The organism is Cerasicoccus frondis (genome assembly GCA_031296915.1).
Taxonomy (GTDB): domain Bacteria; phylum Verrucomicrobiota; class Verrucomicrobiia; order Opitutales; family Cerasicoccaceae; genus Cerasicoccus; species Cerasicoccus frondis.
The window spans coordinates 153,298-178,336 of record JAVDPC010000007.1 but is presented as its reverse complement, the minus strand read 5'-3'; the positions used below and the strand labels follow the sequence as shown (position 1 = coordinate 178,336).

General features: G+C 58.0%; 20 protein-coding genes. 10 read left to right on the top strand and 10 right to left on the bottom strand.

The window, feature by feature from the left end; translation table 11 throughout:
• A complete protein-coding gene (locus tag RBB63_RS08135; RefSeq protein WP_309382955.1) occupies nt 1–1,044 on the top strand; it encodes a DUF4129 domain-containing protein in 1,044 nt (347 codons plus the stop codon).
• Here RBB63_RS08135 and RBB63_RS08130 read toward each other — a convergent pair.
• The gene (locus RBB63_RS08130; protein WP_309382953.1) at nt 1,032–1,733 is read right to left on the bottom strand and encodes a PEP-CTERM sorting domain-containing protein; all 702 of its coding nucleotides are present in this window, start codon (nt 1,731–1,733) and stop codon (nt 1,032–1,034) included. The genes RBB63_RS08135 and RBB63_RS08130 overlap by 13 nt on opposite strands.
• Nucleotides 1,734–1,930: 197 nt before the next feature.
• On the opposite strand from RBB63_RS08130, the gene RBB63_RS08125 reads away from it, so the two are divergent.
• Nucleotides 1,931–4,021 (top strand): RecQ family ATP-dependent DNA helicase, encoded by a 2,091-nt coding sequence (locus RBB63_RS08125; protein WP_309382951.1) that lies wholly within the window; start codon nt 1,931–1,933, stop codon nt 4,019–4,021.
• Nucleotides 4,022–4,088: 67 nt separating this feature from the next.
• Here the strand turns inward: RBB63_RS08125 and RBB63_RS08120 are convergent, their stop codons facing one another.
• The 3 genes from RBB63_RS08120 to RBB63_RS08110 form a co-directional block, all read right to left on the bottom strand.
• Nucleotides 4,089–4,646: a hypothetical protein gene (locus tag RBB63_RS08120; RefSeq protein WP_309382949.1), complete on the bottom strand. Its 558-nt coding sequence runs from the start codon at nt 4,644–4,646 to the stop codon at nt 4,089–4,091.
• Nucleotides 4,647–4,984: 338 nt separating this feature from the next.
• Nucleotides 4,985–5,371, bottom strand: coding sequence for a VOC family protein (locus tag RBB63_RS08115; protein WP_309382947.1), 387 nt, complete (start codon nt 5,369–5,371; stop codon nt 4,985–4,987).
• Nucleotides 5,372–5,496: 125 nt separating this feature from the next.
• Complete coding sequence (locus RBB63_RS08110; protein WP_309382945.1) at nt 5,497–7,029, bottom strand: mechanosensitive ion channel family protein; 1,533 nt, start codon at nt 7,027–7,029, stop codon at nt 5,497–5,499.
• Nucleotides 7,030–7,156: 127 nt separating this feature from the next.
• On the opposite strand from RBB63_RS08110, the gene RBB63_RS08105 reads away from it, so the two are divergent.
• A complete protein-coding gene (locus tag RBB63_RS08105; protein WP_309382943.1) occupies nt 7,157–7,729 on the top strand; it encodes an Ntn hydrolase family protein in 573 nt (190 codons plus the stop codon).
• Between the two features lie 4 nt (nt 7,730–7,733).
• Here the strand turns inward: RBB63_RS08105 and RBB63_RS08100 are convergent, their stop codons facing one another.
• Complete coding sequence (locus RBB63_RS08100) at nt 7,734–8,723, bottom strand: endonuclease/exonuclease/phosphatase family protein (RefSeq protein ID WP_309382941.1); 990 nt, start codon at nt 8,721–8,723, stop codon at nt 7,734–7,736.
• Between the two features lie 68 nt (nt 8,724–8,791).
• Between RBB63_RS08100 and RBB63_RS08095 the strand changes: the two genes are divergently transcribed.
• The 3 genes from RBB63_RS08095 (at nt 8,792) to RBB63_RS08085 (ending at nt 10,352) form a co-directional block, all read left to right on the top strand.
• Nucleotides 8,792–9,262: a Dabb family protein gene (locus RBB63_RS08095; protein ID WP_309382939.1), complete on the top strand. Its 471-nt coding sequence runs from the start codon at nt 8,792–8,794 to the stop codon at nt 9,260–9,262.
• Between the two features lie 81 nt (nt 9,263–9,343).
• Nucleotides 9,344–9,988 carry a hypothetical protein gene (locus RBB63_RS08090; RefSeq protein ID WP_309382937.1) on the top strand — a complete coding sequence of 215 codons (645 nt, stop codon included), beginning with the start codon at nt 9,344–9,346 and terminating at the stop codon, nt 9,986–9,988.
• A complete protein-coding gene (locus RBB63_RS08085; protein ID WP_309382934.1) occupies nt 9,981–10,352 on the top strand; it encodes a transcriptional regulator in 372 nt (123 codons plus the stop codon). Before RBB63_RS08090 ends, RBB63_RS08085 begins: the two co-directional genes overlap by 8 nt.
• Nucleotides 10,353–10,672: 320 nt before the next feature.
• Here the strand turns inward: RBB63_RS08085 and metF are convergent, their stop codons facing one another.
• The 5 genes from metF to RBB63_RS08060 form a co-directional block, all read right to left on the bottom strand.
• The gene (gene metF, locus RBB63_RS08080; protein ID WP_309382932.1) at nt 10,673–11,557 is read right to left on the bottom strand and encodes a methylenetetrahydrofolate reductase [NAD(P)H]; all 885 of its coding nucleotides are present in this window, start codon (nt 11,555–11,557) and stop codon (nt 10,673–10,675) included.
• Nucleotides 11,558–11,803: 246 nt separating this feature from the next.
• Nucleotides 11,804–11,977 (bottom strand): hypothetical protein, encoded by a 174-nt coding sequence (locus tag RBB63_RS08075; protein ID WP_309382930.1) that lies wholly within the window; start codon nt 11,975–11,977, stop codon nt 11,804–11,806.
• 492 nt (nt 11,978–12,469) lie between these two features.
• On the bottom strand, nt 12,470–13,321 hold the full coding sequence (locus tag RBB63_RS08070) for a hypothetical protein (protein WP_309382928.1): 852 nt from the start codon (nt 13,319–13,321) through the stop codon (nt 12,470–12,472).
• A 393-nt stretch (nt 13,322–13,714) separates the two neighbouring features.
• A complete protein-coding gene (locus tag RBB63_RS08065) occupies nt 13,715–17,155 on the bottom strand; it encodes a pyruvate carboxylase (RefSeq protein WP_309382926.1) in 3,441 nt (1,146 codons plus the stop codon).
• A gap of 134 nt (nt 17,156–17,289) precedes the next feature.
• Complete coding sequence (locus tag RBB63_RS08060) at nt 17,290–18,138, bottom strand: sulfotransferase family protein (protein WP_309382924.1); 849 nt, start codon at nt 18,136–18,138, stop codon at nt 17,290–17,292.
• Between the two features lie 354 nt (nt 18,139–18,492).
• Here RBB63_RS08060 and RBB63_RS08055 point away from each other — a divergent pair, with 354 nt between their 5' ends.
• From RBB63_RS08055 to RBB63_RS08040, 4 genes are all read left to right on the top strand, one after another.
• On the top strand, nt 18,493–21,309 hold the full coding sequence (locus tag RBB63_RS08055) for a non-ribosomal peptide synthetase (protein WP_309382921.1): 2,817 nt from the start codon (nt 18,493–18,495) through the stop codon (nt 21,307–21,309).
• Between the two features lie 13 nt (nt 21,310–21,322).
• Nucleotides 21,323–22,432 (top strand): amidohydrolase family protein, encoded by a 1,110-nt coding sequence (locus RBB63_RS08050; RefSeq protein WP_309382919.1) that lies wholly within the window; start codon nt 21,323–21,325, stop codon nt 22,430–22,432.
• Complete coding sequence (locus tag RBB63_RS08045; RefSeq protein WP_309382917.1) at nt 22,419–23,678, top strand: cytochrome P450; 1,260 nt, start codon at nt 22,419–22,421, stop codon at nt 23,676–23,678. The genes RBB63_RS08050 and RBB63_RS08045 overlap by 14 nt, the downstream gene beginning before the upstream one ends.
• Nucleotides 23,679–23,832: 154 nt before the next feature.
• A complete protein-coding gene (locus RBB63_RS08040; RefSeq protein WP_309382915.1) occupies nt 23,833–24,915 on the top strand; it encodes a pyridoxal-phosphate-dependent aminotransferase family protein in 1,083 nt (360 codons plus the stop codon).
• Nucleotides 24,916–25,039: the final 124 nt, after the last annotated feature.

The following is a 25,039-nucleotide window of genomic DNA, read 5'->3' as shown; positions in this document are numbered from 1 at the left end:
ATGTTGCCCCTGTGGGCCGGCGCCTGGGGACCGCTGTCCACGGGCAGCGCCATTAGCACGACAGTGCTCATTATTTTCGGCATCTGCATCGCCGTCGCACTCAATGAATACCTGGTCAAGGTCAGCGACATGGATTGGGAATACATGGAAGGTCGCTGGAAAATAGTCCTGCCGGTCCTCGCGCTTCTCATTGGGGCCAACCTGATGACCGACAGCCCCGCCGCCAAGCGTGTGGCAATGGCCGTCGGCTTCGGGCTGATCGGCCTGACAGCGACGCGCGCACAGTCGCAAACCGATGTCCTCATGCGGATCGGCATTTTCCTGGCGTTAGGCGCTGCATTCTGGGGCTTGGCCGGAAAGCTGTTCTTCTGGTGCATCCCGCTGCTGCTGATCCTCGCCTTGCAACTCACCTACGACCCTCCCGAGTCCCGGGCGTATCTGTCCTGGCGGGATCATGGTCAACTCGCATTGATCATCCTTGGGCTTAGCGCTGGCATCCTGGCAATTTACCTCGTGCTCGGGGTGCTGCTTCACCTGATGGGCGTCGAACTCAATCCCGCCAAGGCGCCTGCCTTCGTGATGGAACGAGCCGCAGCAACCACTCAAAAGCACCAGATAAAGTGGTGGGACTTCGTGGTGCTCGCGGCGATGGCTTATTTTTTACTCCCGTACCTGATTCGCTTCTTTAGCGAGAAACAGGAAGTCGCCGACGCACCGTTTGAAAACACCGATTCCGCCTTTCACCGCATCGCTGAGCAATTCAAGAAAGCGCTGGGGCGGCAATCCCCCCGCGAGCGCATCATCTACAGCTACCACGAAATGTTGAAAGCGCTGATCAAGCTCGGCTTCCCACATGACGTCGCGGCCACCCCGCAGGAAATAGCCGAAAGTTTAACCACAGAGCGCGGCATCCCCGCCCCCCTCTGCGAGTCGATCAACGACCTATTTTACCGGGCATGCTATCACGACGAAGCAACCAACGAATTCGACGCGACGACCATGGAAGAGCTCACGCCGCAGATCATCGTCGCCTATCGCGAATAGTAACGGCGACGCCAGAATAGTCCGCCCAGGACAACCACCCCCATCATCAGCGCGTAAACTCCAGGCTCGGGCACCAGCGAAAGGTTGACTTCGTCGAGCGCAACATAGTCGTTGTTCAATCCCGTTGGCAAAAATGCGATGAACAGCCGCGCTCCTTCGAGATCACTGGTCACTTCACCGATTCCGTTGGCCGCGACTTTGACAAACTCATTGTCGAGCACCACGTCAACATCGCCAGAGGCGATGATGCTATCCACCACGCCCTGGTCGGTATTCGTGCTGGTCGTAAACAGCATCCAGGAAAAGCTGTCTCCCGACTCCAGCGCATAGTGCTCGGCATGCCAGAAACTAAGGTTGAACGTGTCGCCTTCCACGAGGTCATACCCCGTATCCTGATAAAACCCACGCAGGTCTTCCCGGTCCAGGTTTGCGCCCACGACCGCATACCAGTCGCCATCTGGAGGCGTTATGTTGTCTCGCTGTAAAAACCCCTGGTTGACGCCCAGGTTGCTGGACAAGGTAGTCGCGTTATCCAACTCCCCGATCCACCAATTCGTTTCGGTTTCGAAGCTGCCGTTGTTGAGGTAATCGGGGTCAGTTCCACCGATGATCAACAATTGCGCGCTGCTCGTGCTGGCGACGAACACAGTGGCCGCAAACAACGATGAGAGAATAGAAAAAGAGGACATAGTGCTGGGGTGAAGCGTTTAAAAACATTGCATCCTCAAACAGCGAAAAGTCAACCGGAATTCCAGTCAGCGCAAGATTCCCAAGGGGGCGAACAACGAGAAATCACCATCTCCAAACACCTCTCGCTCAACGACTAAAAACTTCCGGCAAATTCAGCCTCGACTCACTGCATTTCCGTGCAGTTAGTTAGGGCAGCATGACGCCCGCCCAAGGACTTAAAAAACATTTCGGCTTCGAGCAATTTCGCGAGCCGCAAGACGAAATCGTCGAATCAATCATCGGCGGGCGCGACACGTTGGTCATCATGCCGACCGGTGGCGGCAAGAGCCTCTGCTACCAGCTCCCCGCGCTGATGCTACCCGGGGTGACGCTCGTCATCTCGCCGCTCATCGCGCTGATGAAAGACCAGGTCGACGCGCTCAATGCGCGCGGCATTGCGGCGGCCATGATCAACAGCTCGCAAAGCTGGGATGAGCAACGCGCCTGCCTCGACGACCTTCGCCGCGGCGAGCTCAAGCTGGTTTACGTCGCACCCGAGCGCTTCCGCGCGCAGTCGTTTATCGACTCATTGAAGGGCGTGAAGATCTCGCTGTTCGCGGTCGACGAAGCGCACTGTATTTCCCAATGGGGCCATGACTTCCGCCCCGACTACCAACGCCTCGGCGAGGCCCTGGAAAAGATCGGCCACCCGTGCTGCGCGGCCTTCACCGCAACGGCCACGCCTGAGGTCCGCGAAGACATCGCCAACAACCTCAAGCTGCGTAAGCCGGCGACGTTTGTTTCCGGCTTTGGCCGCGACAACCTCTCCTTTGCGATCAAGCAAATCGACAAGCGCAAGGACAAGATTAAGCGCATCCGCCAGCTCATCGAAAACAACGGCGTCGGTATTATCTACTGCGCGCGCCGCAAGTCCGTCGAAGAGGTGTCCACGCTACTACGCGAGGAGTTCGTGCAGCACGTCATTTACCACGGCGGCATGACGCCCAGTGAGCGCGACGCCGCGCAAGACCGCTTTGTCCGCGGCGAGGTCCCCATTGCCGTCGCCACGAACGCCTTTGGCATGGGCATCGACCGGTCGGACATCCGTTTCGTCGCACACTACGAAATGCCGGGCAGCGTCGAGGCCTACTACCAGGAAGCCGGGCGCGCCGGCCGCGATGGCAAACCCGCCTACTGCGAGATGCTGTTCTGCTACGCCGACAAGACCACGCAGGAGTTTTTTATCGAAGGCGCCAACCCGCCGCTGAGCCTCATCCACAGCATTCACTCTGTATTGCAAAGGAACGTGAATGAGAACAACGAGGCCTTCCTCTCCATGGAAGAAATCTGCGATACTTTGCCGGGCAAAGTAAACGGCATGGCCGTCAGCTCCGCCATCAGCCAACTGCGCCGCTGCGGCGCCATCGAGCGCTTTGACGTGCCGGGCTCGCGCCTGCGTGGCACACGGGTGCTCAAGCGTGTGCGTCTCGCCAGCGAGCTCGGGCTCGATGCGCGCGGGCTCCTCATCAAGCGCCAACGCGACGAGGACAAGCTGCGCCGGTTGATTCAATTTGCCTACGCCAAGAGCTGCCGCCAGCAGTGGATTCTCGAATACTTCGAAGACGCCGACGCCGCCGAATGCGGCCAGTGCGACCGCTGTCGTCATCGCCCGGGCAACGTTGGCCCCGTCGATGAAGACAAGGCGCTCGTGGTGCAAAAGGCGCTGAGCGGCGTCGCCCGGATGTCCGTCCGCCGCAGTCGTCACCATTGGGAGGCGCGTTACGGCCGCGACCGCATCATCAAGTGCCTCACCGGCAGCCAGGCCAAGGTCATCGTCGACCCCGGCTTGGACAAGCTGTCCACGCACGGCATCTTGAAAGAGCACGGCACGGAGTTCGTCGGCAAGCTGCTCAACGAGTTGGAAAACAGCGGCTACCTGACCGTGACCGAAGGAGACTACCCACTGCTTGAGCTAACCGACTCCGGCAGCAAAGTGATGTTTGGCGAACTGCGCCCCAAGCTCGTCTGGCCGGAAACTGATGACGCCATCGTCCAAGCCGCCGAGCCCGACGACGCCCTTTACGAGCAGCTCGTGAAGCTGCGCAACGACATGCGCCGCAAGCGCGGCAACCCGCCTGCCTACACGATCTTCCCCAACACCGTGCTCCAGCAAATGGCCGCCCTCAAACCAGCGAACGCCGAGGAAGCGATGTCCATCAAAGGCATCGGCCCACAAAAAGCCCGAAGCATCCTCCCGCCGTTCCTGGAGCTGATCAACGCCAGCGCCGCCCCAGCGGCGAGCGCTTGAGGGCGGCGTCTGCTTAGCTGGAGGGCGTTGCTCTGTTATCACCGCGAGTTGGATGGGAAAGTCTAGGCTAGGTTGCTGCGTTAGGCATCGCCTGTGGCGACTTGTTCGAATCCTCGCGCTGGAGGGTTTCCACGAACAACAAACCAGCCCCCGTTAGCCGCAATCTGTCTCGTTTCCATTTATTAACCCTAAGAATACTGCTTACTCTCCGAAGGACGATAAATACCAAAAATAAAAATCCTGAGACCAACCCAAGTAGAAGACTTTGGCCAAGTAACGCAGACACCATCAGCAAGACTCCAGCCGCTATAGACATAGCCATGAAAAACCTCAAAGCCTTCCTTTTAAGGGCAAGGTCTTTGCGAAGGTAGATCTGCATAATCACATGGTTCTCCCCCATCACACCGCTCAGTAACCTTCTCGGTATAAACAAGCCGAGGATTGACCTTAGCAATGCGTCATCTACCGCAGTTTCAAAAACTTCCTCAAGTCCTTCCTGTGCGTTGGTTTTCACGCATCGACAAGGGAAATAACCTCCATCAGGGTAAAAGACCAAGTCAGTTCCATCACGAAACAGCTTATAACCTGTTTCAGGGTAAGGATTATCTTCAAACTCTCTTTTCAATTCAGCTTTCTTTTTTCAGAGCGGTATCTTTTAAGCTTCAAAAACATCACTCAACAAACGAAGAGTAGTAAGCCTTTCAGTGCCAGTTGAAGCATTTAGCCAGTTTATTTATGTAACATCGTACAGTAAAATGTTTTCAATCTATTCCTGGCAATAAAGACAAGACAGCAATTAAAAAATCCGACAACAAGCTGATGCGACGACAGAGCGTCGCCCTCCAGTGGGTAACGCCAAGGCAGGTTTCGAGATAGAGCTATAAAACGGTAAAACAACGTTCTATTTTCGGTACGGATAGACCGTTCATCAGGAGCGAGCGAACGCTTCCTCAAGTTGCCGGTTCAACCCTCGCTCCAAAAGAATGCGATGATGTTTCGGTCCGGGTCGGCAATGTAAAACTCCGTGCCGTAGGGCATGACCCGCAAGGGCTGCACGATCTCCGCCCCAGCCTGGCAGACTTCCTCATAAACCGCCTCGATGTCGATGACGCCAAAAGTGACGTCCACATGCCCCTCGGCAATTTTTCGATTCTGGTGCTCAGTGTAGGGCTGACAGGCTTTCAGGTGAATGGAGTGCCCATTGCAATTGATGCCCGCATAGAAATCCATGTAGCGGAAGTTGAGCTGAAACCCCAAAGTCTCAGTGTAAAACTTGATGGAGCGGTCCAAGTCCGCCACGAGGAATTGCGGGCTCATGCAATCTAGTTTTTTGATAATCTCCGGCTTCATGGCGTGCATTGGTTAAAGTTGATAAAAGATCAGACGGAAACACCAGTCATAGGGCGTTGAGCCCTGGGATCAAGTAAAAGGTTGCCCGGACAATGAGCGGATTTGCCCGAAAATCGCTTCAAGCACTACATTGGCAATTGCGAACCGAAGTCGCCGGGGAGTCGGCCTTCGCCGTCGCCGCCGCCACCAAGTTGCCCTGGAGGACGGTTCGGATCGTGGCCGGTGTCAGCCGGGCGAGCACCACCCAATCCACCGCGGCGCGACTGCTCCATCCAACGGTCTTCGTAGTCGACTTGCGCCATGTTGCGCGCCACTTGGCCATCGAGGTAAAGCGTGCGCGTGGGGAAGGCCACGGACAAACCACGGTCACGGATCGCGCGCATGATCTTGCAATTCACGCGCTGACGCACGTCCATGTATTCGAGCCACTTCGTCGACAGCGAAAAATAATAAACGAGGATATCCAGCGAGCTGCTGCCGAAGTCAGTGAAGTTGACGAGGATGAACTCTTGGTTCACGCCTTCGTCGTTGCGCAATATCTGGCGAATGTCCTGCACCAGCGCCTCCATATCCTCGGCTGTCGCCTCGTAGGTGATGCCGATGACCTGCTTTACGCGACGCTTCGGCATGCGCGTCCAATTGTTGATATACTCATTGGCGAGGACGCCGTTGGGAATCGAAATAACCGTCTTCGGCCAAGTGCGCACCTTGGTCGAACGCAGGCCAATTTCTTCAACGTCGCCATCGACTTTGTCGCCGACCATGATCCAGTCGCCAACCTTAAACGGACGGTCGAGCATGATCATGAACGTGCCGAACAGGTTCTTAATCGTATCTTGAGAGGCAAAGGCGATTGCGGCGCCGCCAAGGCCAAGTGTCGCCAGAATCCCGCCCACATTGTAGCCGAGGTTGTCAATGACGAGCAGCACGCCGACGATCACAATGAATATTTTCAGCGTCTTGTTAATCGTGGGAATGAAGCCATGCAGGGCCGAGCCGCGTCCGGCCAAGTTCTCAGAAATTGCTTTGGTGAAGACATCCGTTGCGCGGAGCATGCCCCAGACGGCGAGCACCATGGTGAAGCCACGGAAGAGATCGCCTACCAGGCCTTCCACCATCGAACTGAGCGGCAGGACCAAGATCGCCAGGTAGATGCCCAGGATGAGCAGGAATATGGAGAACGGCTTTTCCAGCACGTCGAGCAACTCGTCGTCGTGCTCAAATTTCGTTTTCTTCGCCAAGCCTTGCAGGCGCTTGAAAAAGATGCGCGTGATCACGTTGCGCATCATCATGGCCACGAGCAGGATGACGAAGCTCACGGACAAATCCTTCACCTGAAAGCTGCCAATCTTGAAGTTGAGGAACGTCGAAATCTCACTGCTCAAGCCAGTTGCTTGGGCTGCTTCGCTGGCCAACTCGCGGACTGAAGCCCTCAGCGATTCGCCAAACTCGTCCATGCCGCTGTCGACCAAGTCATCGGCCTCATCGAGTGTGGTCGTTTGCTGTGCATCCGGGTCAGTTGGCTTCGCCGAAGCAGTCTGGGATTCCTTGGCGGGAGCGGCGTCCAGGGTCGAGCCATTCTCCTGAGCAGGGGCGACTACGGAGAACCAGGCAATTGCCGTGGCCACCAGTAGCACGAAGCTGAAGATTTTTCGCATGCGCCTTGTTAGCAGACCACCGACGTTCATATCAAGCCGCATCGTGAGACAATTCCGTAGCGACCTACCGGTGGATTCTCGCAAAGTTTAGTGTGGCGTTGCCGCGCTCAACGAGGAAAATGCAGCCATGTCGGTAGTTGTTGCTGTTGAAAAAGGAAACCGCGTCGCCATTGCGTCGGACTCACTCTTTACCGCCGGCACGCTGAAAGTGCCGCCCCAGCATAAGGTGAACAGCCACAAACTCTACAAGTGGGGCCCTTGCTGGGTCGGGCTGATCGGCTGGGGCGCATTGGGCAATATCGTCGAAACGCTGATCCGCGACTACCCCGACGCATTGGACGACCATTCTCGCCAGGGAGTCTTCGACACCCTGCGCGGCCTCCATCCCATCTTGCGCACTGACTTCTTTCTCGAAACCAGCGAGGATAAAAGCCAGCCCGTTGAGTCCTCCCAGTTGGACGGACTGCTGATTTCGCCCAAGGGTATTTTAGGCTTCAGCAGCTACCGCAATGTCAACGAGTATTCACGCTTTTGGGCCATCGGCGCCGGGCGGGAATACGCCTTGGGCTCCATGCACGCAAGCTATGACCGTCTCAAAGACCCAGCCGCCATTGCCCGACATGGAGTCGAAGCCGCCATCGCCTTTGATGACTCCTGCGGCGCCCCGATTCAAGTCCACACGATGCGGCTCAAAAAGTAACACGTTATTCGCCGTTACTTTGCGTTGCAAAGCAAAAGTCCAAGCCAATCGGGTAATGATCACTGCCGACATCGGGCCCCGTCCATTGCGATACGGGCGCCAATTCATCGGACAGGAAAAACTGGTCAATCGGTATCCATAGCAGCGGATTGCGCGTCGGCCAGGTACGCCGGGGAAAGAAGCTCGTCGCAACCGGATTCAAGTTACTTTGCGTTACAAAGTCTTGATAAAATGGCGACCACTGCGTCGTGTTCATGTCCCCCATCACAAGGAGCGGCGCACGCGCCTCATTCGCCGCCGCAAAGTCTGCAATCGCCTTGAGCGCATTTTTGCGATAGTTCCATGAGCGCTCATTCGTCGGCGACAGCGGGTGAATCAGCAGCACCAACAAGGGACCGTCCGGCGTCATAACCTCCAACGGTATCGAACCCACTCCCGCATAACCCTGCACTCTTCCTTCCGGCGTAGGCGGATACTTGGATAAGATGACGGCGCCATAGCGACCGCCCCACATCTGCCGGCGCTCATAGGGAAAAATGTCTTTGAGCTCGTCCAAAGTCTCTTCCCAGGCTTCGGTGATTTCAATCAACGCAACAAAGTCCGGCTCTTGCTGGCGGATGTACTCCACCACGCGATCAATCTGGGTATTCTTCGTGTAGACATTGGCGCTGATCGCTCGATAAATATGATCAGGCGACTCTTCACTTTGCGGTGCAAAGTTAAACACCAGGGCGCCGTTCCAAAGGAAGACCGCGAGGCTCAAGCAAAAGATGATGCGAAAGCTGCGCCACGCCGCGACAACGCACAACACCAGCGCAGCAAAATAATACTGCATCCTAAAATTCGCGAGCAAATCCAACCGCCAGTCTTCGCGCCCCCAATAACCAACCGCGCTCAATACAACCAGCGCCAACCAGCAAAGCGCCAAGACGACACGCTCGAAATTTCGCCAGCTAAACAGTGGCCGACGCGCGCGATTCACCCGCTCAGCCACAGGCAACCTCCCTCCCCTGCTTGGGAAAAAAGCTTGCCGCCAGCGACGGCTCGCTAAGGCTGTCGCCCATGCTTCGCGCTAATTTCATCATCATTGGTTTATTCATGGCGTTGGCTGGCTGTCAAACCATGCCGACGGCGGATTTGTCTAATGGCGGCCACGTTTACCATTTTGTTGCGGTGAGCCTGAAGGACCCAGCCGACAGCGAGGCCAGAGAGCGCATCGCCGAGCAATCCGAAGCGTGGAAAGATTATCCTGGAGTCATCAGCGTTGCCCACGGCGTCGGCATCCCTGGGGAACGCAAGGTCGTGCAAAACTATGACTATGGCGTGCTGATGGTGTTCGAGAGCGAAGCCGCATTGCGCGCTTATGAGCAAGACCCCACGCATCAGGAGGCCATCCGCACCATCCTCGCGCCTGTCGCGTCGAACGTGCAAGTTTACGACTTTCAGACGCCTGAAAGCCCACGTGGCGGACTGACTCGGGAGGAGTTACGCAAGCGGCAGTATCAGCATTACCGGGAAATGTCAGGCGACTAGCCCAGGCCCAAAGCCAGTATCCACGGGCCTTTCGTAAACTTTTACTTGCTTTTGCAAAGTAACTTTGCCATACAAAGAAACATGTCCTTCGGCTTGCATCATGCGCTGCGCGAAGTGCGCGAACTCAAGCGTCACATATTGACGAAGCAGCGCTTTAAAGGCTATTCAGGCCGGGCGCGCGCATTGGGGGGTTGCACTGCATTGGCGGCGGCGCTGGCCATACGCGCGGGTTACATTCCCTGTGATTTAGTCGGTTTGCTCAGCGCATGGGGCGCGGTATTGGCCGCAAGTCTGCTCTTGAACTACGGGGCGCTCGTTTACTGGTTTCTGAACGACGAAGAAGCTGATCGAGACTGGCAAAGCCTCAAGCCCGCGCTGGAAGTTGTCCCAGCTTTTGTTGCCGGCGCCTTTGCGACGGTAGCCTGCATCCGACAAGGTAGCGTGGAGTTGCTTCCTGGCCTGTGGATGTCCCTTTACGGCTTGGCCAACCTCAGCACGCGGCGGGTTTTGCCCCGGCACATTTGCTGGGTCGGCGCCTGGTATCTGGCGGCTGGCGGCGTGTGCCTGCTGTGGCCGCAGTGGGCTTGGCAGCAGTCCCTGGTGATGGGCGGCGTATTTTTCATCGGTGAATGGCTCGGCGGCCTTGTTTTGCACTACGACGAGGCCGAAGGCCGCACTATCTGGAGCTTTTTCGGGCTCCCCAACCTGTCCCAAAGTTATGAGTAAAAAATCGGACAATCCTTACGAAAATCTGGAACGTATCTTCCACGAACCCAAGCGCTTAGCCATGATCGCCGCGATCGCTGAATCGGACGCTGGCCTGAGCTTCAGCGAACTCAAGGAAGCCTGCGACCTCACCGACGGCAATCTGAACCGGCACCTCAAGCTGCTGGAGGAAGAAAAGATCGTCATCGCGAAAAAATCCCTGGCTGGCAACCGCGCCCGGACCATTGTCCGCCTGTCCGCCGCTGGTCGACGCAAGTTCGTCAAATACCTGGAATCGCTGGAAGTCGCGCTAATGCAGGCCGCCCAGTCGATGGGCTCGAAGACCAAGTCCAAAGCCAGCGTGCTCAAAGGCGTCACCGCCTAGCGGCCTCCTGTCATCGAAGTCACCAAAAGCCTGCCAGCAATGGCCGGCTTTTTTGTGCGGTTTTACTGGGAGGACTTCGTAGCCAGCGAGGCGAGTTTTTTAACCACAAAGGACACGATGAGCACGAAGAAGGAATACCCAGCGAAACGTAGTTTTTAGGCAGGAAGAGCGGGAAGCCAGCGAGGCGAGTTTGAAACTCACGCCAAGACCCGAAGACCCAAAGTTCTGGAAATGCTTTCTTTGGGTCTACGCGTGAAAAATCACGAGCTGAGAAACTTCGCGCTCCTCGTGTCCCTCGTGGTTAAAAAAGACAGCTGATTCTACAGCGCCTTCTCCGCCCGCAATCGTTCAATGAGCTCCACTGCGATGTTCGAGCGATTGAGGATATAAAGGTGCACGCCCGGCGCGCCTTTATCCAGAAGGTCTCGAATTTGCTGGAAAGCCCAGTCGACGCCCACTGCTTCGGAGGCAGCCGCATCATCTTTGACCAACTCCAGCTTGCCGAGGAGCTCACGCGGAACGGTTGACCCGCAGAAGGCGCTGAAACGCTGCACTTGATCAAAGGACAAAGCCGCCATGATGCCAGGCAAAATCGGGATCTCGATGCCACGCGCCCGGCACGCATCCACAAAGCGCGCATAATCCGCATTGTTAAAGAAGAGCTGCGTGGTGATAAAATCCGCGCCTGCGTCGACCTTGATCTTCAGGTTGGCGAGGTCGGTTTCCATGTCCAGCGCCTCCGGGTGCTTCTCCGGGTAGCCGCCAACGCCGAGGCAGAACTCGGGATAGCGCTCCTTAATGAAGGCCACGAGATCTGACGCGTAGGCCAAGCCCTCAGGGTGAGGCTTGAAATCAGCCTGCCCCTTTGGCGGGTCGCCACGCAGGGTCATGATGTTGTGGAAATCACTCTTCTGGAAGCGGTCCAAAATGCCCGCCAGTTCGTCCTTCGAGTGGCCCACGCAAGTCAGGTGCGGCATGACTTCGAAATCGAATAAATCACGCAGCAACTCGCCGTACTCAATCGTGCGCTCACGGCCAGAACCACCCGCGCCATAGGTGATGGAGACGAAGTCCGGCTGATACTGCTTCAAAGCGTTGGCGGTGCGCAGGATCTGCCGGGCGCCTTCTTCAGTTTTGGGCGGAAAAAACTCTGCCGAGATCACTTTGTGACCTTCAGCCATCTTGGATATAATTCTACGAGACATAACGCATCAATTTATTTTGATATGTTGATGGGAGATTTATTTCCGTCAACCATTAATCTGTCAGCTCCGACAGAAGATCGCCTCTTCCCAATGGCAAGCCGAGTAAAAAACTCAGCCTTCAGAAAACCATCTGAGGCGTCCTTGGGCCGGGGGGCCGGGGGGGGGGGGGGGGGGGGGTGGGTGGAAAGCAGTCCAAAGTTAAATAAAAGCCACACCCCCCCACCCCCCCGGGGGGGTAAAATGCGATCAGATCGAAATATCAAAGAACAGGCAACCACCCCGACGCCAATCAGCGGCGCAGGAGAGGTGCGCTCCGACGGCGCCAATCTTTTCGAATGTGAAATGATCAGCCCAGCGGAACGCTGGCGCCCCGTTGTGTCGGGCGTCCATACGTCGATGCTCGGAAGGGCAAGCTGACATAATCGGGCGTGAAGTTGCGCGGCGGTTAACCGCATTAACGCCTACAAGCGTCGCCAACCGGGCTGCTGTCACCAGCGCGGGGGCGAATGGGCTTGATCAACGGCGACAACATCACACGCGAACGAATGCATTCGAGGTCACATCGACTCGACTAGCCACCCGTTATGGCGGGTGGACGTTGGAAAATGGAGAAATGGCAGACATGGCGTTTGTCAGTTAATTAAGTGAAAATGCGATCATACTCACTAATCAGCCAAGCGCAAGCATTAAGTGAACTTTAAAGCATTAAATTTACCATTCTACGAAACCGCGGGCAGGCACGGTGGAGACTGCAAAAAAGCTATTTTAACAGGTGAAGCCCGGTGCCCCGATCAGGCTAGCTATTGCCTCTCTGCCACCCCACTGGATGAAACAAGCGCGGTCGGGACAGCGGGCTCCACCTTGGGTAGAACACTGCCTTGAGCATTGCCTGACTCCACCCCAGCCGCCTGGTCACGCCACGGCCAGCGAGTCGGGTGAGCGCAGGCAGTCCAGCGTTTCCCAGCCGCACTGGGCAGGATACGGACGGAGCATCTGCGCGAAGTCGGCGGACAAGCGCCTCACGGCGCCCTCGATATCGCTGAGATCGGTCATCGGCTCGCCCAGGCAAATCCGATAGCGCCAGGGCGCAGTCTCCACGATGAGGCAGGCCGCAAGCGCAGCCTCGTTCATCTCGGCAATGCGGACGGCGCCATCAGACAGCCGGATCGGCGCGCCGCCGAAGTCCACCGTGGCCATGTGCTCCGACGGCTTGTCCATCGCCACGATCAGGCAATTGCCGGCCCGAACGTGTTGGAATGCGCCCTTCAATTGGCTGCGCGAAAAAACCGCGGGCCCCCGCCCTGCCGCACAGCGGTCTTTGGCGCGCTTGACGGCGGAGCGGTTCCGCGTCGAACCGCCGATCAGCGTGGCCGCCGCCACCCCTTGCGCGCGCAGCGCATAGTGCAACATGAAGAGACGCCCGGCGTGCAGTGTGGCCAAGACCAACGGGCGATCACGCGGCCAGCCTTCCAGCGCCGAGGCGTCGATTCGCTCAGCCCAGCGCGGCGCCTGAAAGCGGTCCGGCCAGAAATTCATGAAGCGCGAGTAGTGGTATTGCGTCCGCTCGGCGGCGACCGTCACGGCGTGGTCCTCGCCCGCAAACCAATCAACCGGCAGCTTTCCCATGGCTTCAGCTTGCTTGGCATGGTATGCCCGTTCACGCCGATTGGCGGAGCTTACCATCGGCCCCAAAGCCACGTGCAACACTGGCAAAGGCAAACTTCGCTCCATCGCGCGAATCAAATGAAAAGCTGCAAGTTTCATCGTGGTAGCGCCGTGATGCTGTTGCCTTGTCAGGCGGCGCGCAAGGTAAAGCACCCAACCCAGTAATATCCGTAAGGGTTTATGAGGCGGTGACCTAACCTTGATTGGGAGAAAGGCAACGTCCCATCGCGCAAGCGCGAGCCGTACATGACAAATGAAACTGCGGATCGGGGACGATCCGCGCCACCTTGGAGTGATGGATTTGGGCGAAGCGGCAGCGCGGCGGCTCGGCCTACTTGCCATGAGCAAAGTAGAATGGTAAGCGGCGCCCTACCCTAGCAAAAAAAACGGCGCCCTGAGCGGACGCCGTTTTTGAATTCGTTTTGTTGGCCATTTGCCCAATGGGCAAATCGATGGGTGCAGCGGCACGCTGCCCGGAGGCTGGCTGGCTGGCTAGCCGAGGCGGACGAGGAGGTCTTTGGCGTCGACTTGGTCGCCAGTCTTGACGGTGACTTCCTGCGCGACGCCGTCGCACGGCGCGTAGACCGTGCTCTGCATCTTCATGGCTTCGAGGACGACGAGCTTGTCGCCCTTCTTGACCTTGTTGCCCACGCTGACGGCCACGCTGCTGACCATGGCCGGGATCGGCGAGCCAACCTGCTTGTCGTCACCCGGATCGGCTTGCGCGCGCTTCTGGCTTTCGGTGGCGATAGACTTGTCGCGGACGACGGTTTCGCGGGCGCGGCCATTCATCTCGAAGGTGATGGTGCGGTTGCCGTCGGAGTTGGCGTCGCCCACGTGGATGAGCTTCACGAAGAGCGTCTTGCCGGCTTCGATCTCGACGGAAATTTCCTCGCCGGGCTTGAGGCCGTAGAAGAAGGCCGGGGTCGGCAACACTCGGGAGTGCCCGAACTCCTTCACGAAATCGACGAGCTGCTTGTAGACGTCGGGATACATCAGGTAGCTGTAAAGGTCGTCCGTGTTGGCCTCGCGGCCACGCATCTTGGTGACCTTGGCCATCGTCTCATCGAGGTCGATCTTCTCAGCGTAGCTGCCGGGGCGTCCCTTCTTCGGCTTGTTGTCGCCGAGGACGGTCTTGACGACCTTTTTCGGGAACCCGCCCTTGGGCTGGCCGAGGCCGCCGCCAAGCATGTCGATAACCGATGCGGGGAACGGCTGGCTGCCGGGCTCGAGGTTCACGAGATCCTTCGGCTCGATGCCGCGGGTGAGCAGGAAGATGGCCATGTCGCCGACCACCTTGGAGCTCGGGGTGACCTTGACGATGTCGCCAAAGAGTTCGTTGACCTCCTCGTAGTAGCGGACCACTTCGGGCCAGCGGGCGCCCAGGCCAAGGGCTGAGGCTTGCTCGCGCAGGTTGGTGTATTGGCCGCCGGGCATTTCGTGCTCGTAAACTTCGGCGCTGCCGAACTTGGGCGAGGTGTCGAAGGGGCCGTAGTATTGGCGGACAGCTTCCCAGTAAATCGAAAGCTCGTTGAGGAATTTTTGGTCAAGCCCGGTATCACGCTTCGAACCGGCGAGCGCGTAAACGATCGAGTTCAGGTTGGGCTGCGCGGTGAGGCCGGAGAGCGACGAGATCGCGAGGTCCACGACGTCGACGCCAGCTTCGGCGGCCTTGATGATCGAGGCGCTGGCGATGCCGCTGGAGTCGTGCGTGTGGAAATGGACCGGAATGCCGATTTCGGATTTGAGCGTCTTAACGAGCTTCTCCGCAGCGAGCGGATGGCAGAGGCCAGACATGTCCTTGATCGCGATGATGTGCGCGCCCATCTTCTCCAACTCCTTGGCGAGATCGACGTAGTATTTGAGGTCATACTTGTCGCGCTTGGGGTCGGTAATGTTGCCCGTGTAGCACAAGGTGCCTTCGCAAACGCCGTGGGTTTGGCCCGCAACGGTTTCCATGGCGACCTTCAGGTTCGGCAGGTAATTGAGCGAGTCGAAGATGCGGAAAATGTCCATGCCCGCCTCGGCCGAGTGCTTGATGAAGCCCTTAATGACGTTGTCCGGATAGGCGGCGTAGCCCACGGCGTTGGAGCCGCGGAAGAGCATTTGGAAACAGATGTTGGGGATCTTTTCGCGAAGCTTGCGCAGGCGCTTGAACGGGCCTTCCTTGAGGAAGCGCATCGAGGTGTCGAACGTCGCCCCACCCCACATTTCCATGGAGTAAAGCTCGGGCGCGCGGTGCGCCATCGCGTCGGCCACCTGCATCATGTCGTAGGTGCGCATACGGGCGGCGAGCAGGCTCTGGTGGGCGTCGCGGAAGGTGGTGTCGGTGATCAACAGTTGCTTCTGCTTCATCGTCCACTCGGCAAACTTCACGGCGCCGTGCTTGAGCAGGTAGTCGCGCGTGCCCTGCGGGATCGGCTCCTTGTGGTTGTATTCGGGGACGATGACGGGCAGGTCCATCTTCGGCACGGGACGGCCTTTGACCTGGTCGTTGCCGTTGACGATCGTTTCGCCGAGGAGCTTGAGCAGCTTCGTGGCGCGGTCCTTGCGCGGCTTGAACTGGAAGAGCTCGGGCGAGGTGTCGATCATCGTGGTCGTCGCCATGCCCGAGACGAAGTCCGGGTGGTTGACCACGTTTTCGATGAACGGAATGTTCGTCTTGACGCCGCGAATACGCATCTCCTGCAAAGCGCGCACCATGCGGTGGCAGGCGATGTCGAAGCTCGAGGCGGACGCGGTCAGCTTGACGAGCAGCGAGTCGTAGAACGGCGTGATGACGGAGCCGGTGTCGCCCATCGCGCCATCCAAGCGGATACCAAAGCCGGCCGCCGAACGGTAGTTGACGATCTTGCCGTAGTCGGGCGCGAAATTCTTTTCCGGGTCCTCGGTCGTGATGCGGGCCTGCATGGCGAAGCCGTTGCGCGGCACGTCTTCCTGCTTGGGCAGCGCGAGCTCGGGGTCGGTCAGTTTTTTGCCCTGCGCGATGAGGATCTGCGAGCGGACAATATCGATGCCGGTGATGACTTCCGTGACGGTGTGCTCCACCTGCACGCGGGGGTTCATTTCGATGAAGAACCACTCGTGGGTGTCGAGGTCGTAGAGGAACTCAACGGTGCCGGCGTTTTCGTAATTCACGGCCTTGGCGACCTTGACCGCGGCGTCGCAAAGCGCGATACGGGTGTCGTCGGGCAGGTTGATCGACGGGGCGACTTCGACCACCTTCTGGTGGCGGCGCTGCACGGAGCAATCGCGCTCATGCAGGTGCATGACGTTGCCGTGCTTGTCGCCGAGGATCTGCACTTCGATGTGCTTGGCGCGGCCGACGTAGCGCTCGAGGAACACAGCGGGGTTGCCAAACGCGGTCTGCGCCTCGCTCTGCGCTTCGAGGAGGAGGTGTTCGAGGTCCGCCTCTTTTTTAACGACGCGCATGCCGCGGCCGCCTCCGCCGAACGCCGCCTTAATGATCAGCGGGAAGCCAACCTTCTTCGCGGCAGCCTTGGCTTTCTTCGGGTCCTTGATCGGATCCTTCGTGCCGGGAAGCGTGGGCACCTCGGCGAGCTCCGCGATTTTGCGGGCCTCGGTTTTGTCGCCCATGCGCTCCAGCATCTCGGGCTGCGGTCCCACAAAGACCAAGCCGTTGTCAGCGCAAGCGCGCGCGAAGTGGGCGTTTTCCGAAAGGAAACCATAACCCGGGTGAATGTATTTTACGCCCTTCTCTTTAGCCAAGGCGACGATGCTCTCTATATCAAGATAGGCGGCAACGGGGCCTTTGCCGACGCCTACTTTATAAGATTCATCTGCCTTGAAACGATGGACGCCAAAGCGGTCCTCTTCCGCATAAACTGCGACGGTGCGCAGACCCAACTCAGTGGCGCTGCGGAAGATACGGACAGCAATTTCAGAACGATTGGCGGCAAGCAACTTATCCATATTATAGTAAAACTAATAGGACGCACACTAAGTCAAGGTTTACCGATATGGATGGAATGAGATCAGAACAACCGGAGCTCATTCCCAATCGTTAAAAATGCGCCCCTACGGGCCGAGTAAACACCGGACAAAAATTACTCCCAAGAGTAACCGTACTCCGAGGCGAGCAAAGCAAGTTCATCGGCAAAAGTTTGCTTCAATAAGTTTCGATATTTTTCAGGCAGATCCATCTTACTTGATATGCGAATTTTATTCTTATTCACCGCCTCATCGACCTGAATGCGACCATCGATCTGCAGGAACTGAAAAATGTCGCGCATTAATTCTGCTGGGCGTGCAGATAGATCGTCAAACCTTCCAATAAAGAGATGTCCTGGCTGTAAGCGGGCTTTCCAATTTGCAATCATCTTGGTGAAGCTCGCGGAGTATATTTGCCGCGGCTCTTGGATAAACTGCTCGATAACCGCCTCGGGCACTTCATCCAGACTTTGATACCAGCCTTCATCCACCATCTTACGCCGAAAGTTAGACCAGAGTTTTTCGACAGGATTTCTCACCAACATGATGGCCTTGACGTCTGGCTTAAAGGAAGTGATCGCATCGATGATATAGGTTGGTTGCCAAGCGTAGGATGCGGTCGCCTCAGCCAAGATAAAGGGCTTAGGGCCCAAAACACGTTTCATGAAAGGACGCGCGAACATCTGTTGATAAGCGGCTAAATCCGGCAGTTCGCCGCTATCAATAAAATCCATCAACGAGTGCTCAGCAAAAAAATGCGGCTCCTTTTCGGTGGAAAACATAACCTGAGGATGCGACTCAAGGTTGCGGTAAACCCAAGTCGTGCCAGTGCACTGTGGACCAATAATTAAGAGATTGGGAAATGAATGTGGCACAACTGCTGGCTGTAGCTTTTTAAGCATGTTGGCAACAGCCTGTTGTTGCTCTGCGGTTGCCACAGGAGGCCCGAATTTATCGCTTTTCATTAAATTGTAGGGTAGCGTAGTTTTCCCGGATAGCCCCCACTAAGGCCAGGGGAGCATCAATATTTCAGTCTAATAAGTTGGTTACTGGATCTGCACAGAATCGCAATAGCAATGAGGAAAGCAACCCCTCAAAAAAAGCCCCGACCTTATAGTGGCTGCGAAAATTCACTGTCAATTCTATATCTTGCAATACCAACGCCCTTCACTTCGAACCCTGCCGAGCACGCCTACCACGCATACGAATGAGGGCAACCCATGCTGATCAAGCTCATCGGCTGGGGCCGCGAGATCAGCGGGTACGGGCCGCAACGACTTGACTAAAGTCACTAAGCATTAGAGAAAATGTTCCATCAGATGTCTACTACTGATCGAGATTTCCTGGAGTCTACTGCCAGGCAACGAGTTACGCGTACTGCACTCATCCATAGCGGTGGGACTACGCTGACTTTTGGCGAACTCAGCCAATGGCTCGAGCAGATAGAGGCGCTATTTTCCTCCATTAACGGTCAGCGAATCGGCCTGCTGATCGAGGACCGTTGGCTTTATGCGCTTTGCTTGATGGGCGCGATGCGCAGCCGCACCGCCGTTCCCCTGAACCCGGCTTACTCTCAATCCGAGCTGGCGGATTTCGCCCAGCGCATGTCCATTGACTGGATCGTGGTGGAAGGCGCAAACGCCGAGCTCACTGCGACTGCGCTTGGCCTGGACATACCCTGTTTTGCCCTGCACGCGCCACTTGGTCAAAGCGCCGAAAACTGGCAACTGGAGAAGCTCAACGAACTGCCTGAGCCGAAACCAGTTGAGCGCGAACCGACGGCGCTGGTCCTCCACACCAGCGGCTCCACTGCGGAACCCAAAGTAATCGCGCTAACTCACCAACAGCTCGACGCGTCGTGCGACAACTTGATTCGCTCACTCGCGCTCTCCGAGTCAGACTGCTGCTTGAGCGTGTTGCCGATGTTTCACATTGGCGCGGTGGTCGATCTACTGCTGGCGCCGCTCAAAGCTGGCGGCTCGGTTTACCTGGCGCCCGACAGTCGCGCGACAACGTTTTACCAATCGCTGGCCAGCCAGCCGATCACCTGGTATCAGGGGGTGCCGACGATGCTCCAGGACATTCTCAACTCAGACGCCCCGGCGCCCGAAAAGCATCAGCTGCGCTTGATCCGCTCCGTATCCTCCGCGTTGCCCCCCGTCCTGCATCACAACATCGAGGCCAAGTTCGGCGTCCCGGTCGTGGAAATTTACGGGATGAGCGAAACCGCTGGCGTCATCACGAGCAACGGACTAACCCCCGAAGAACGTCGCGTCGGCTCGGTAGGCAAACCTTGCGGCCCCGAAATAAAAATTGCGGATGATGCCGGCGCCCCGCTCACCACCGATGAGACGGGTGAAATCTGGGTCCGCGGCGAAACCGTGATCTCCGCCTACGAAAGCCCGGAGTCAGTCAACGCAACCGCCTTGGTGGATGGCTGGCTGCGCACGGGCGACATTGGACGCGTGGACGCTCATGGGTTCCTCTACCTCACGGGGCGCGCCAAGGAAATCATCAACCGTGGCGGCGAGAAAATTGCCCCCACGCAGATCGATGCGCTCGCCCAGGAATTTCCCGGAGTGCGCGAGGCGGCGGCATTTGCGATCATGCACCCGTCACTGGGGGAGGACGTCGCCCTGGCCGTTGTCCCGGACTCGCCCGGGGCCGTCGACGCCGATGAGTTGCTGAATTTTCTGCGCTCTCAATTGGCCGCTTACAAGACACCGCGCAAAGTCTTTTTTGCCGACTCGCTGCCCCGCCGTCCGGGGGGCAAACTGGAGCGCTATCGCCTGGCGGAAATGTTCGTTGGCGCAGCACAAAATGAGCAAGGCGACGACGCTCCTCTCAGTTTTTTCGAAGCCAAAATCGCCGCGATCTGGAAAGAAGTGCTCAAGGTCGAGCAAGTGGCTCATGGCGACGACTTTTTTGACCTGGGCGGCGATTCGCTCAGCGCGCTGAATCTGATCGAAACGATCCGCAGCCGATTGAACGTAGACGTCAAAACCTACGAGCTATTCGACGCCTCAGAATTCAACGCGTTCAGCGAGCTGGTTGCCGTGGCGACCAACGCGGCGTCCGACCCGGCGGCGGAGGGAGAGTTGCCCGCCGCCATCCACCGGCAGGTCATGCACTTCACCAGCTTTTGGGAGGGCGAACGCTGCGGGCACAGCCAGTTAATTGTCCAGGGAACCAAGGCCGGGAAGCAGAATCTGTTCTGGTGCGACCAGGGCGAGATCCGCCATTGCCAGGAGGATTTACAAGGGCGCCTGAGCATCTACATGATGCGCACGCTGTTCAAAGTCGATGGTCGCTCCAACGCGCTCAACGAAGCCATCGCCCGCCAATACGCACTGGATATCGACCGCATCCAACCCCAGGGCGAGATATTCTTGGGCGGCGTTTGCGAGGGCGCGAAAATCGCCTTCCTGACCGCAGGTTATCTAGCCCAGCTTGGCCGCAAGACAGCTTGCCTCGCGGGGGTGGATTTCCTGCCCGCAAAAACCGATTATCCATTTCCAGTTGAACTATTTTTGACCAGCGAATGGACGCGTAACGCGATGGCCTCCGACGCTGCTCGCAGCTATTTCGCCAACCTGTCAGGTAAAGCGTTCGCCGTCCATGAGTTTGACGCCCAACACGAAAACGTGCTGATCCGCTCGGTGCTGCGCGATGCCTTCGTAAAGCGCCTGCCTCAGTTGCCTGATGCAGACTTTGCTCCGATGCCGATGCCAAAGCCAGGCATTGTCATCCGGACGACAGCGCCGCGCCTCGTCACTCGCCAAGGCAGCATTCGCCTTCGTGTCACCCTGCAGAATGTTTCGGATAAACCGTTTAAACCGGCCAGCGGCGCCGTCCTGCGGGCACGCTGGCTGAATCGGCAATTCCACTGCCGTGGCGACGCCGGGCGCTCTGCCTCGCTGACCGAGGAGTTGGCGCCGGGCGCCAAGCTAGAACTAGATTTAGACATCCCCTGCCCCGTGGCGAACTGCCGCCGCATCCTGGAGTTGGAGGTGGTTGAGGCCGCTCACCACATTTTGACGCACGGGACACACTCCAATACCTTACGGTTCCCCATCAATGTGATGGGTTCCGCCAAATGGCTGCAATGGATCCCCGCCAAGCCGCAAACTACCTGAACGACTAGCGACCATGATTGAATCGCCCTTCTACAAACGACTGAATGAATGCCTGCACGAACAAGGCGGCATCTTCAACGCGCACCTTCACCTGGATCGGGCTGGCACGCTGCACGAAAAATACTTTGCGGGAGTCGACCACGAGATCAGCCGGAACTTCCATCTGTCGCTGCATGAGAAGCACCACCTGATTGGCGCCGTGCACGCCGGGCGCGCTTATGAGCCGGAGGATTTGCGCGAACGCATTGAACTTTACCTCAACGGGTTGATCGACTGCGGCACGCGCCGCGCCGACACCCTGACCGACACCACTGCGGACCGCGTCAAGCTCAACGCTCTGGAAATCGCCCTCGACCTGAAGCATAAATACCGGGACTCCATCGACCTTCAGGTGGCGGCTTACTCTCCGCTCGGTTTCCGCGACGACGAGCCCGAACGCTGGGAAATCCTCCAGGCCGCCGCGCAAAAAGCAGACTTCCTGTCCGCCCTGCCCGAAGCGGACGACCAGGACGAATACCCCGAGCACATTGGGTTCATGGAGCATTGCCGCCGTTTTCTGGAGCTGGGCCAGGAGCTGGGCAAACCAATCCATGTCCACACCGACCAGCGCAATGAGCCCAGCGAATCCGGCACCGAGCGACTTGTGGAAGCCGTGCGCCGCTGGGGCGCCCCCCAGTCTCCCAACGGAGACCCCATGGTCTGGGCGGTCCATTTGATCTCCCCTTCCACCTACGACGACGACCGCTTCAACCGCTTGGTGGACGGCATGCTGGAAACGGGCATCGGCGTCATCTGCTGCCCCTCGGCTGCCGTGGGCATGCGCCAGCTTCGCGCCATCAACACGCCCACCTACAACTGCATTCCGCGGCTGTTGGAGTTTGCCGCCGCCGGAGTGCCGATCCGCCTGGCCAGCGACAACATCGCCGACATTTGCTCGCCGAGCACGACCGAGGACCTGCGCGACGAAGTCTTCATGCTGTCGGCGGCGCTTCGTTTTTACAATGCCGACATCCTCGCAACCTTTGCCGCCGGCAAACCGCTGAGTGACAAGCAACGCGCCCTCGTGAGCCAGCACCTCGAAGCGAATGCAGCCCAAATCGCCAAGTGGAATGTCGCTCTTTAAACGCATTTTTGGACAGAAGACCGCCCCCGTCGAGCCATCCCCAGAAAAGCCCGCCCCGGCGGTCTTTCACCCTGCATCACCAGAGTTTATCGCGGACCCTTACCCGTTTCTGCAGGCGCTACGCGAGTCTGCGCCCCTGTTACGCAGCGACTCCGGCCCCTGGGTGCTGACGCGCCTGAATGACATCACCGCCGCGCTCAGCGATAAGCGCCTGAGCAACGCGCCAGCAAGCTACGCCATTATCAACGGCAAAAACCGGGAGCGCTACACCTGCGCCGACGTCGCGAACAACCTGATCGCGTTCATGGACCCGCCGGACCACACAGCCGCCCGGAAATTGCTCGCGCGCGCCTTCCACCAATACATGCGCGAAGGTCTCCCCGACCTGAACGCCATCGCCGCCAGCATCGCACAAGAACTGCCGCACAACGAGCCATTCGACCTCATCGAGCGCTTTGCCACACCATTCTCGCTGGAAGTTATTTTGCAGATTTTCGGCCTGCCCTCCGCCGACGCCGATAAATTAAAAGCCTGGACCGACCATTTTTTCTACCTCTTTACGCAAATACCGTCGGTTGAGATTCGCGAAGCAGTCGACCGAACGCTAGTCGAGTTCCGCGCTTATTTTGACGCTGAGATCGCCGCGCGCAAATCGACTCCCGGCAGCGATTTCCTCTCCCTGCTGGTTCAAGCCAACGAAGCCGCCGGGGAGGCCGCGATCACCGACCGTGAGCTGGTCGACAACTGTTTGCTGATCTTTGCCGACGGCATTGAGAACGTCGACAGCGGCATCGCCAACGCCGTGGTTTGCCTGCTAAAACACGGCAATGCGTGGTCTCAACTGAGCCAAGACGCCGCCGAGATCGGCCCGGCGGTCGACGAGTGCCTGCGCTTTGAATCGCCCGCACAATTCATCGGGCGCGTCGCTCTGGAAGACTTCGAGCTGCATGGGCAAACCATCCGCCAAGGCAACGCGATCTTGCTCGTGCTGGCCTCCGCCAACCGCGACGCCGAGCGTTTTCCAGAGCCCAATCGCTTCGACATCCAGCGCAGCCCCAACCCCTACCTCAGCTTCGGGCGCGGCAAGCATTCCTGTCTCGGCGGCTCCCTGGTCAAACTACAAATGGAGGCCTCGCTGCAAGCGCTGGTTCAGGCCGCCCCAAATCTAACCATCTGCGATGCAACGCTGGATTGGCAGTACCGGCTCGGGCACCGGTGGCTCAAGTCTCTGACTGTGCGCCAATAGCACAACGTCCACCCGCGAAACGACCGGTTCAGCCCGGCCGATCTCCACAGGCGAAGTGAGGCGTCATTGATAAAATTTCCGATACATACGTTGACACCGCGCGGCATTCCACTCTATAGCCGCTGCTGCTTTATAATATTCAACGCAAGACAACGTGAGCTATAAACTCTTCATTCCAGGACCGATCGCTGTTTCGGAAAAGACCTATCAAGCCATGACCCAGTGGGTGATGGGGCACCGGAGCAAAGATTTCGTCAACCTCTTTCAAGCCGTCCAGCCGAAGCTCCAGGAGCTGATGTACACGCAGGACCCGGTATACCTGAGCACCTCCTCCGCCTGGGGCGTGATGGAAGGCTCGATTCGTAACGTCACGAAAAAGGGCGTGCTCAACTGTATGTCCGGCGCTTTCTCCGACAAGTGGAACGACGTCGCCAAACGTTGCAGCCTCCCCTGCGGCAAGCTTCAGTATGATTGGGGCACCCCGATTGACCCGGAAGACGTTCGCCGCGAGCTGTCAACCGGCAAGTACGACGCCATCACCTTCATCCACAACGAGACCTCCACCGGCACCATGAACCCGCTTGAGGGCATCATGGAAGTCCTCCGCGAGTTCCCGGACGTGATTTCGATCACCGACACCGTCAGCTCCTTCAGCGCCCTACCGATCAAGAAGGACGAGCTCGGCATCGACGTGCTGCTGACCGGCACGCAGAAAGCCCTGGCCTGCCCTCCCGGCCTCGCCCTGCTCTCCGTTTCCGAACGCGCCCTCAAGCGCGCCGCCGAAGTCGAAGGCCGTGGTTACTACTTTGACTTCCTCGAGTTCCAGTCGAACTACGAGAAGAGCATGACGCCGTCCACACCGGTCATCCCGCTGATTTACGCGCTGCAAAGCAAGCTCGAGGACATCTTCGAAGAAGGTCTCGAAAACCGCTACGCCCGCCACGAGCGCCTGAACAACCTCGTCCGCGCCTGGGGCTCCAAGCACGGCATCGAGTTGCTTCCGCCAGCGGAATTCGGCTCCAAGACCCTGTGCTGCTTTAAGAACGAGATCGGCATCGACCTCGAAGGCCTGCGCAAGGAACTGAAGGCCAAGTACAGCTGCGACATCGACGGCGGCTACGGCAAGGTGAAGGGCAAGACCTTCCGCATCTCCAACATGGGTGACGAAACCGACGAAACCATCACCCAACTCCTGGAGCAGCTCGACGACCTCCTCCCGCAGTTCCTGCCTAAGTAAGCCAATTTGACGAACCAGCAAACAGTTTGATTTAACCGCAGAGGACGCGGAGAGCGCAGAGGGTTTTCAAAAAAGCCATTTCAGCGCCTCCGCGTTCTCCGCGTTCTCTGCGGTTTACTTTCTG

What these genes read in the sequence shown, in the direction of transcription:
- RBB63_RS08070 (WP_309382928.1), bottom strand. Translation starts at nt 13,321, where the DNA reads ATGAAACTTGCAGCTTTTCATTTGATTCGCGCGATGGAGCGAAGTTTG.
- RBB63_RS08125 (WP_309382951.1), top strand. Translation starts at nt 1,931, where the DNA reads ATGACGCCCGCCCAAGGACTTAAAAAACATTTCGGCTTCGAGCAATTT.
- RBB63_RS08135 (WP_309382955.1), top strand. Translation starts at nt 1, where the DNA reads ATGTTGCCCCTGTGGGCCGGCGCCTGGGGACCGCTGTCCACGGGCAGC.
- RBB63_RS08090 (WP_309382937.1), top strand. Translation starts at nt 9,344, where the DNA reads ATGTCCTTCGGCTTGCATCATGCGCTGCGCGAAGTGCGCGAACTCAAG.
- RBB63_RS08050 (WP_309382919.1), top strand. Translation starts at nt 21,323, where the DNA reads ATGATTGAATCGCCCTTCTACAAACGACTGAATGAATGCCTGCACGAA.
- RBB63_RS08110 (WP_309382945.1), bottom strand. Translation starts at nt 7,029, where the DNA reads ATGCGAAAAATCTTCAGCTTCGTGCTACTGGTGGCCACGGCAATTGCC.
- RBB63_RS08060 (WP_309382924.1), bottom strand. Translation starts at nt 18,138, where the DNA reads ATGAAAAGCGATAAATTCGGGCCTCCTGTGGCAACCGCAGAGCAACAA.
- RBB63_RS08045 (WP_309382917.1), top strand. Translation starts at nt 22,419, where the DNA reads ATGTCGCTCTTTAAACGCATTTTTGGACAGAAGACCGCCCCCGTCGAG.
- RBB63_RS08115 (WP_309382947.1), bottom strand. Translation starts at nt 5,371, where the DNA reads ATGAAGCCGGAGATTATCAAAAAACTAGATTGCATGAGCCCGCAATTC.
- RBB63_RS08095 (WP_309382939.1), top strand. Translation starts at nt 8,792, where the DNA reads ATGCTTCGCGCTAATTTCATCATCATTGGTTTATTCATGGCGTTGGCT.
- RBB63_RS08130 (WP_309382953.1), bottom strand. Translation starts at nt 1,733, where the DNA reads ATGTCCTCTTTTTCTATTCTCTCATCGTTGTTTGCGGCCACTGTGTTC.
- RBB63_RS08085 (WP_309382934.1), top strand. Translation starts at nt 9,981, where the DNA reads ATGAGTAAAAAATCGGACAATCCTTACGAAAATCTGGAACGTATCTTC.
- RBB63_RS08065 (WP_309382926.1), bottom strand. Translation starts at nt 17,155, where the DNA reads ATGGATAAGTTGCTTGCCGCCAATCGTTCTGAAATTGCTGTCCGTATC.
- metF (WP_309382932.1), bottom strand. Translation starts at nt 11,557, where the DNA reads ATGTCTCGTAGAATTATATCCAAGATGGCTGAAGGTCACAAAGTGATC.
- RBB63_RS08105 (WP_309382943.1), top strand. Translation starts at nt 7,157, where the DNA reads ATGTCGGTAGTTGTTGCTGTTGAAAAAGGAAACCGCGTCGCCATTGCG.
- RBB63_RS08075 (WP_309382930.1), bottom strand. Translation starts at nt 11,977, where the DNA reads ATGTCAGCTTGCCCTTCCGAGCATCGACGTATGGACGCCCGACACAAC.
- RBB63_RS08055 (WP_309382921.1), top strand. Translation starts at nt 18,493, where the DNA reads ATGTCTACTACTGATCGAGATTTCCTGGAGTCTACTGCCAGGCAACGA.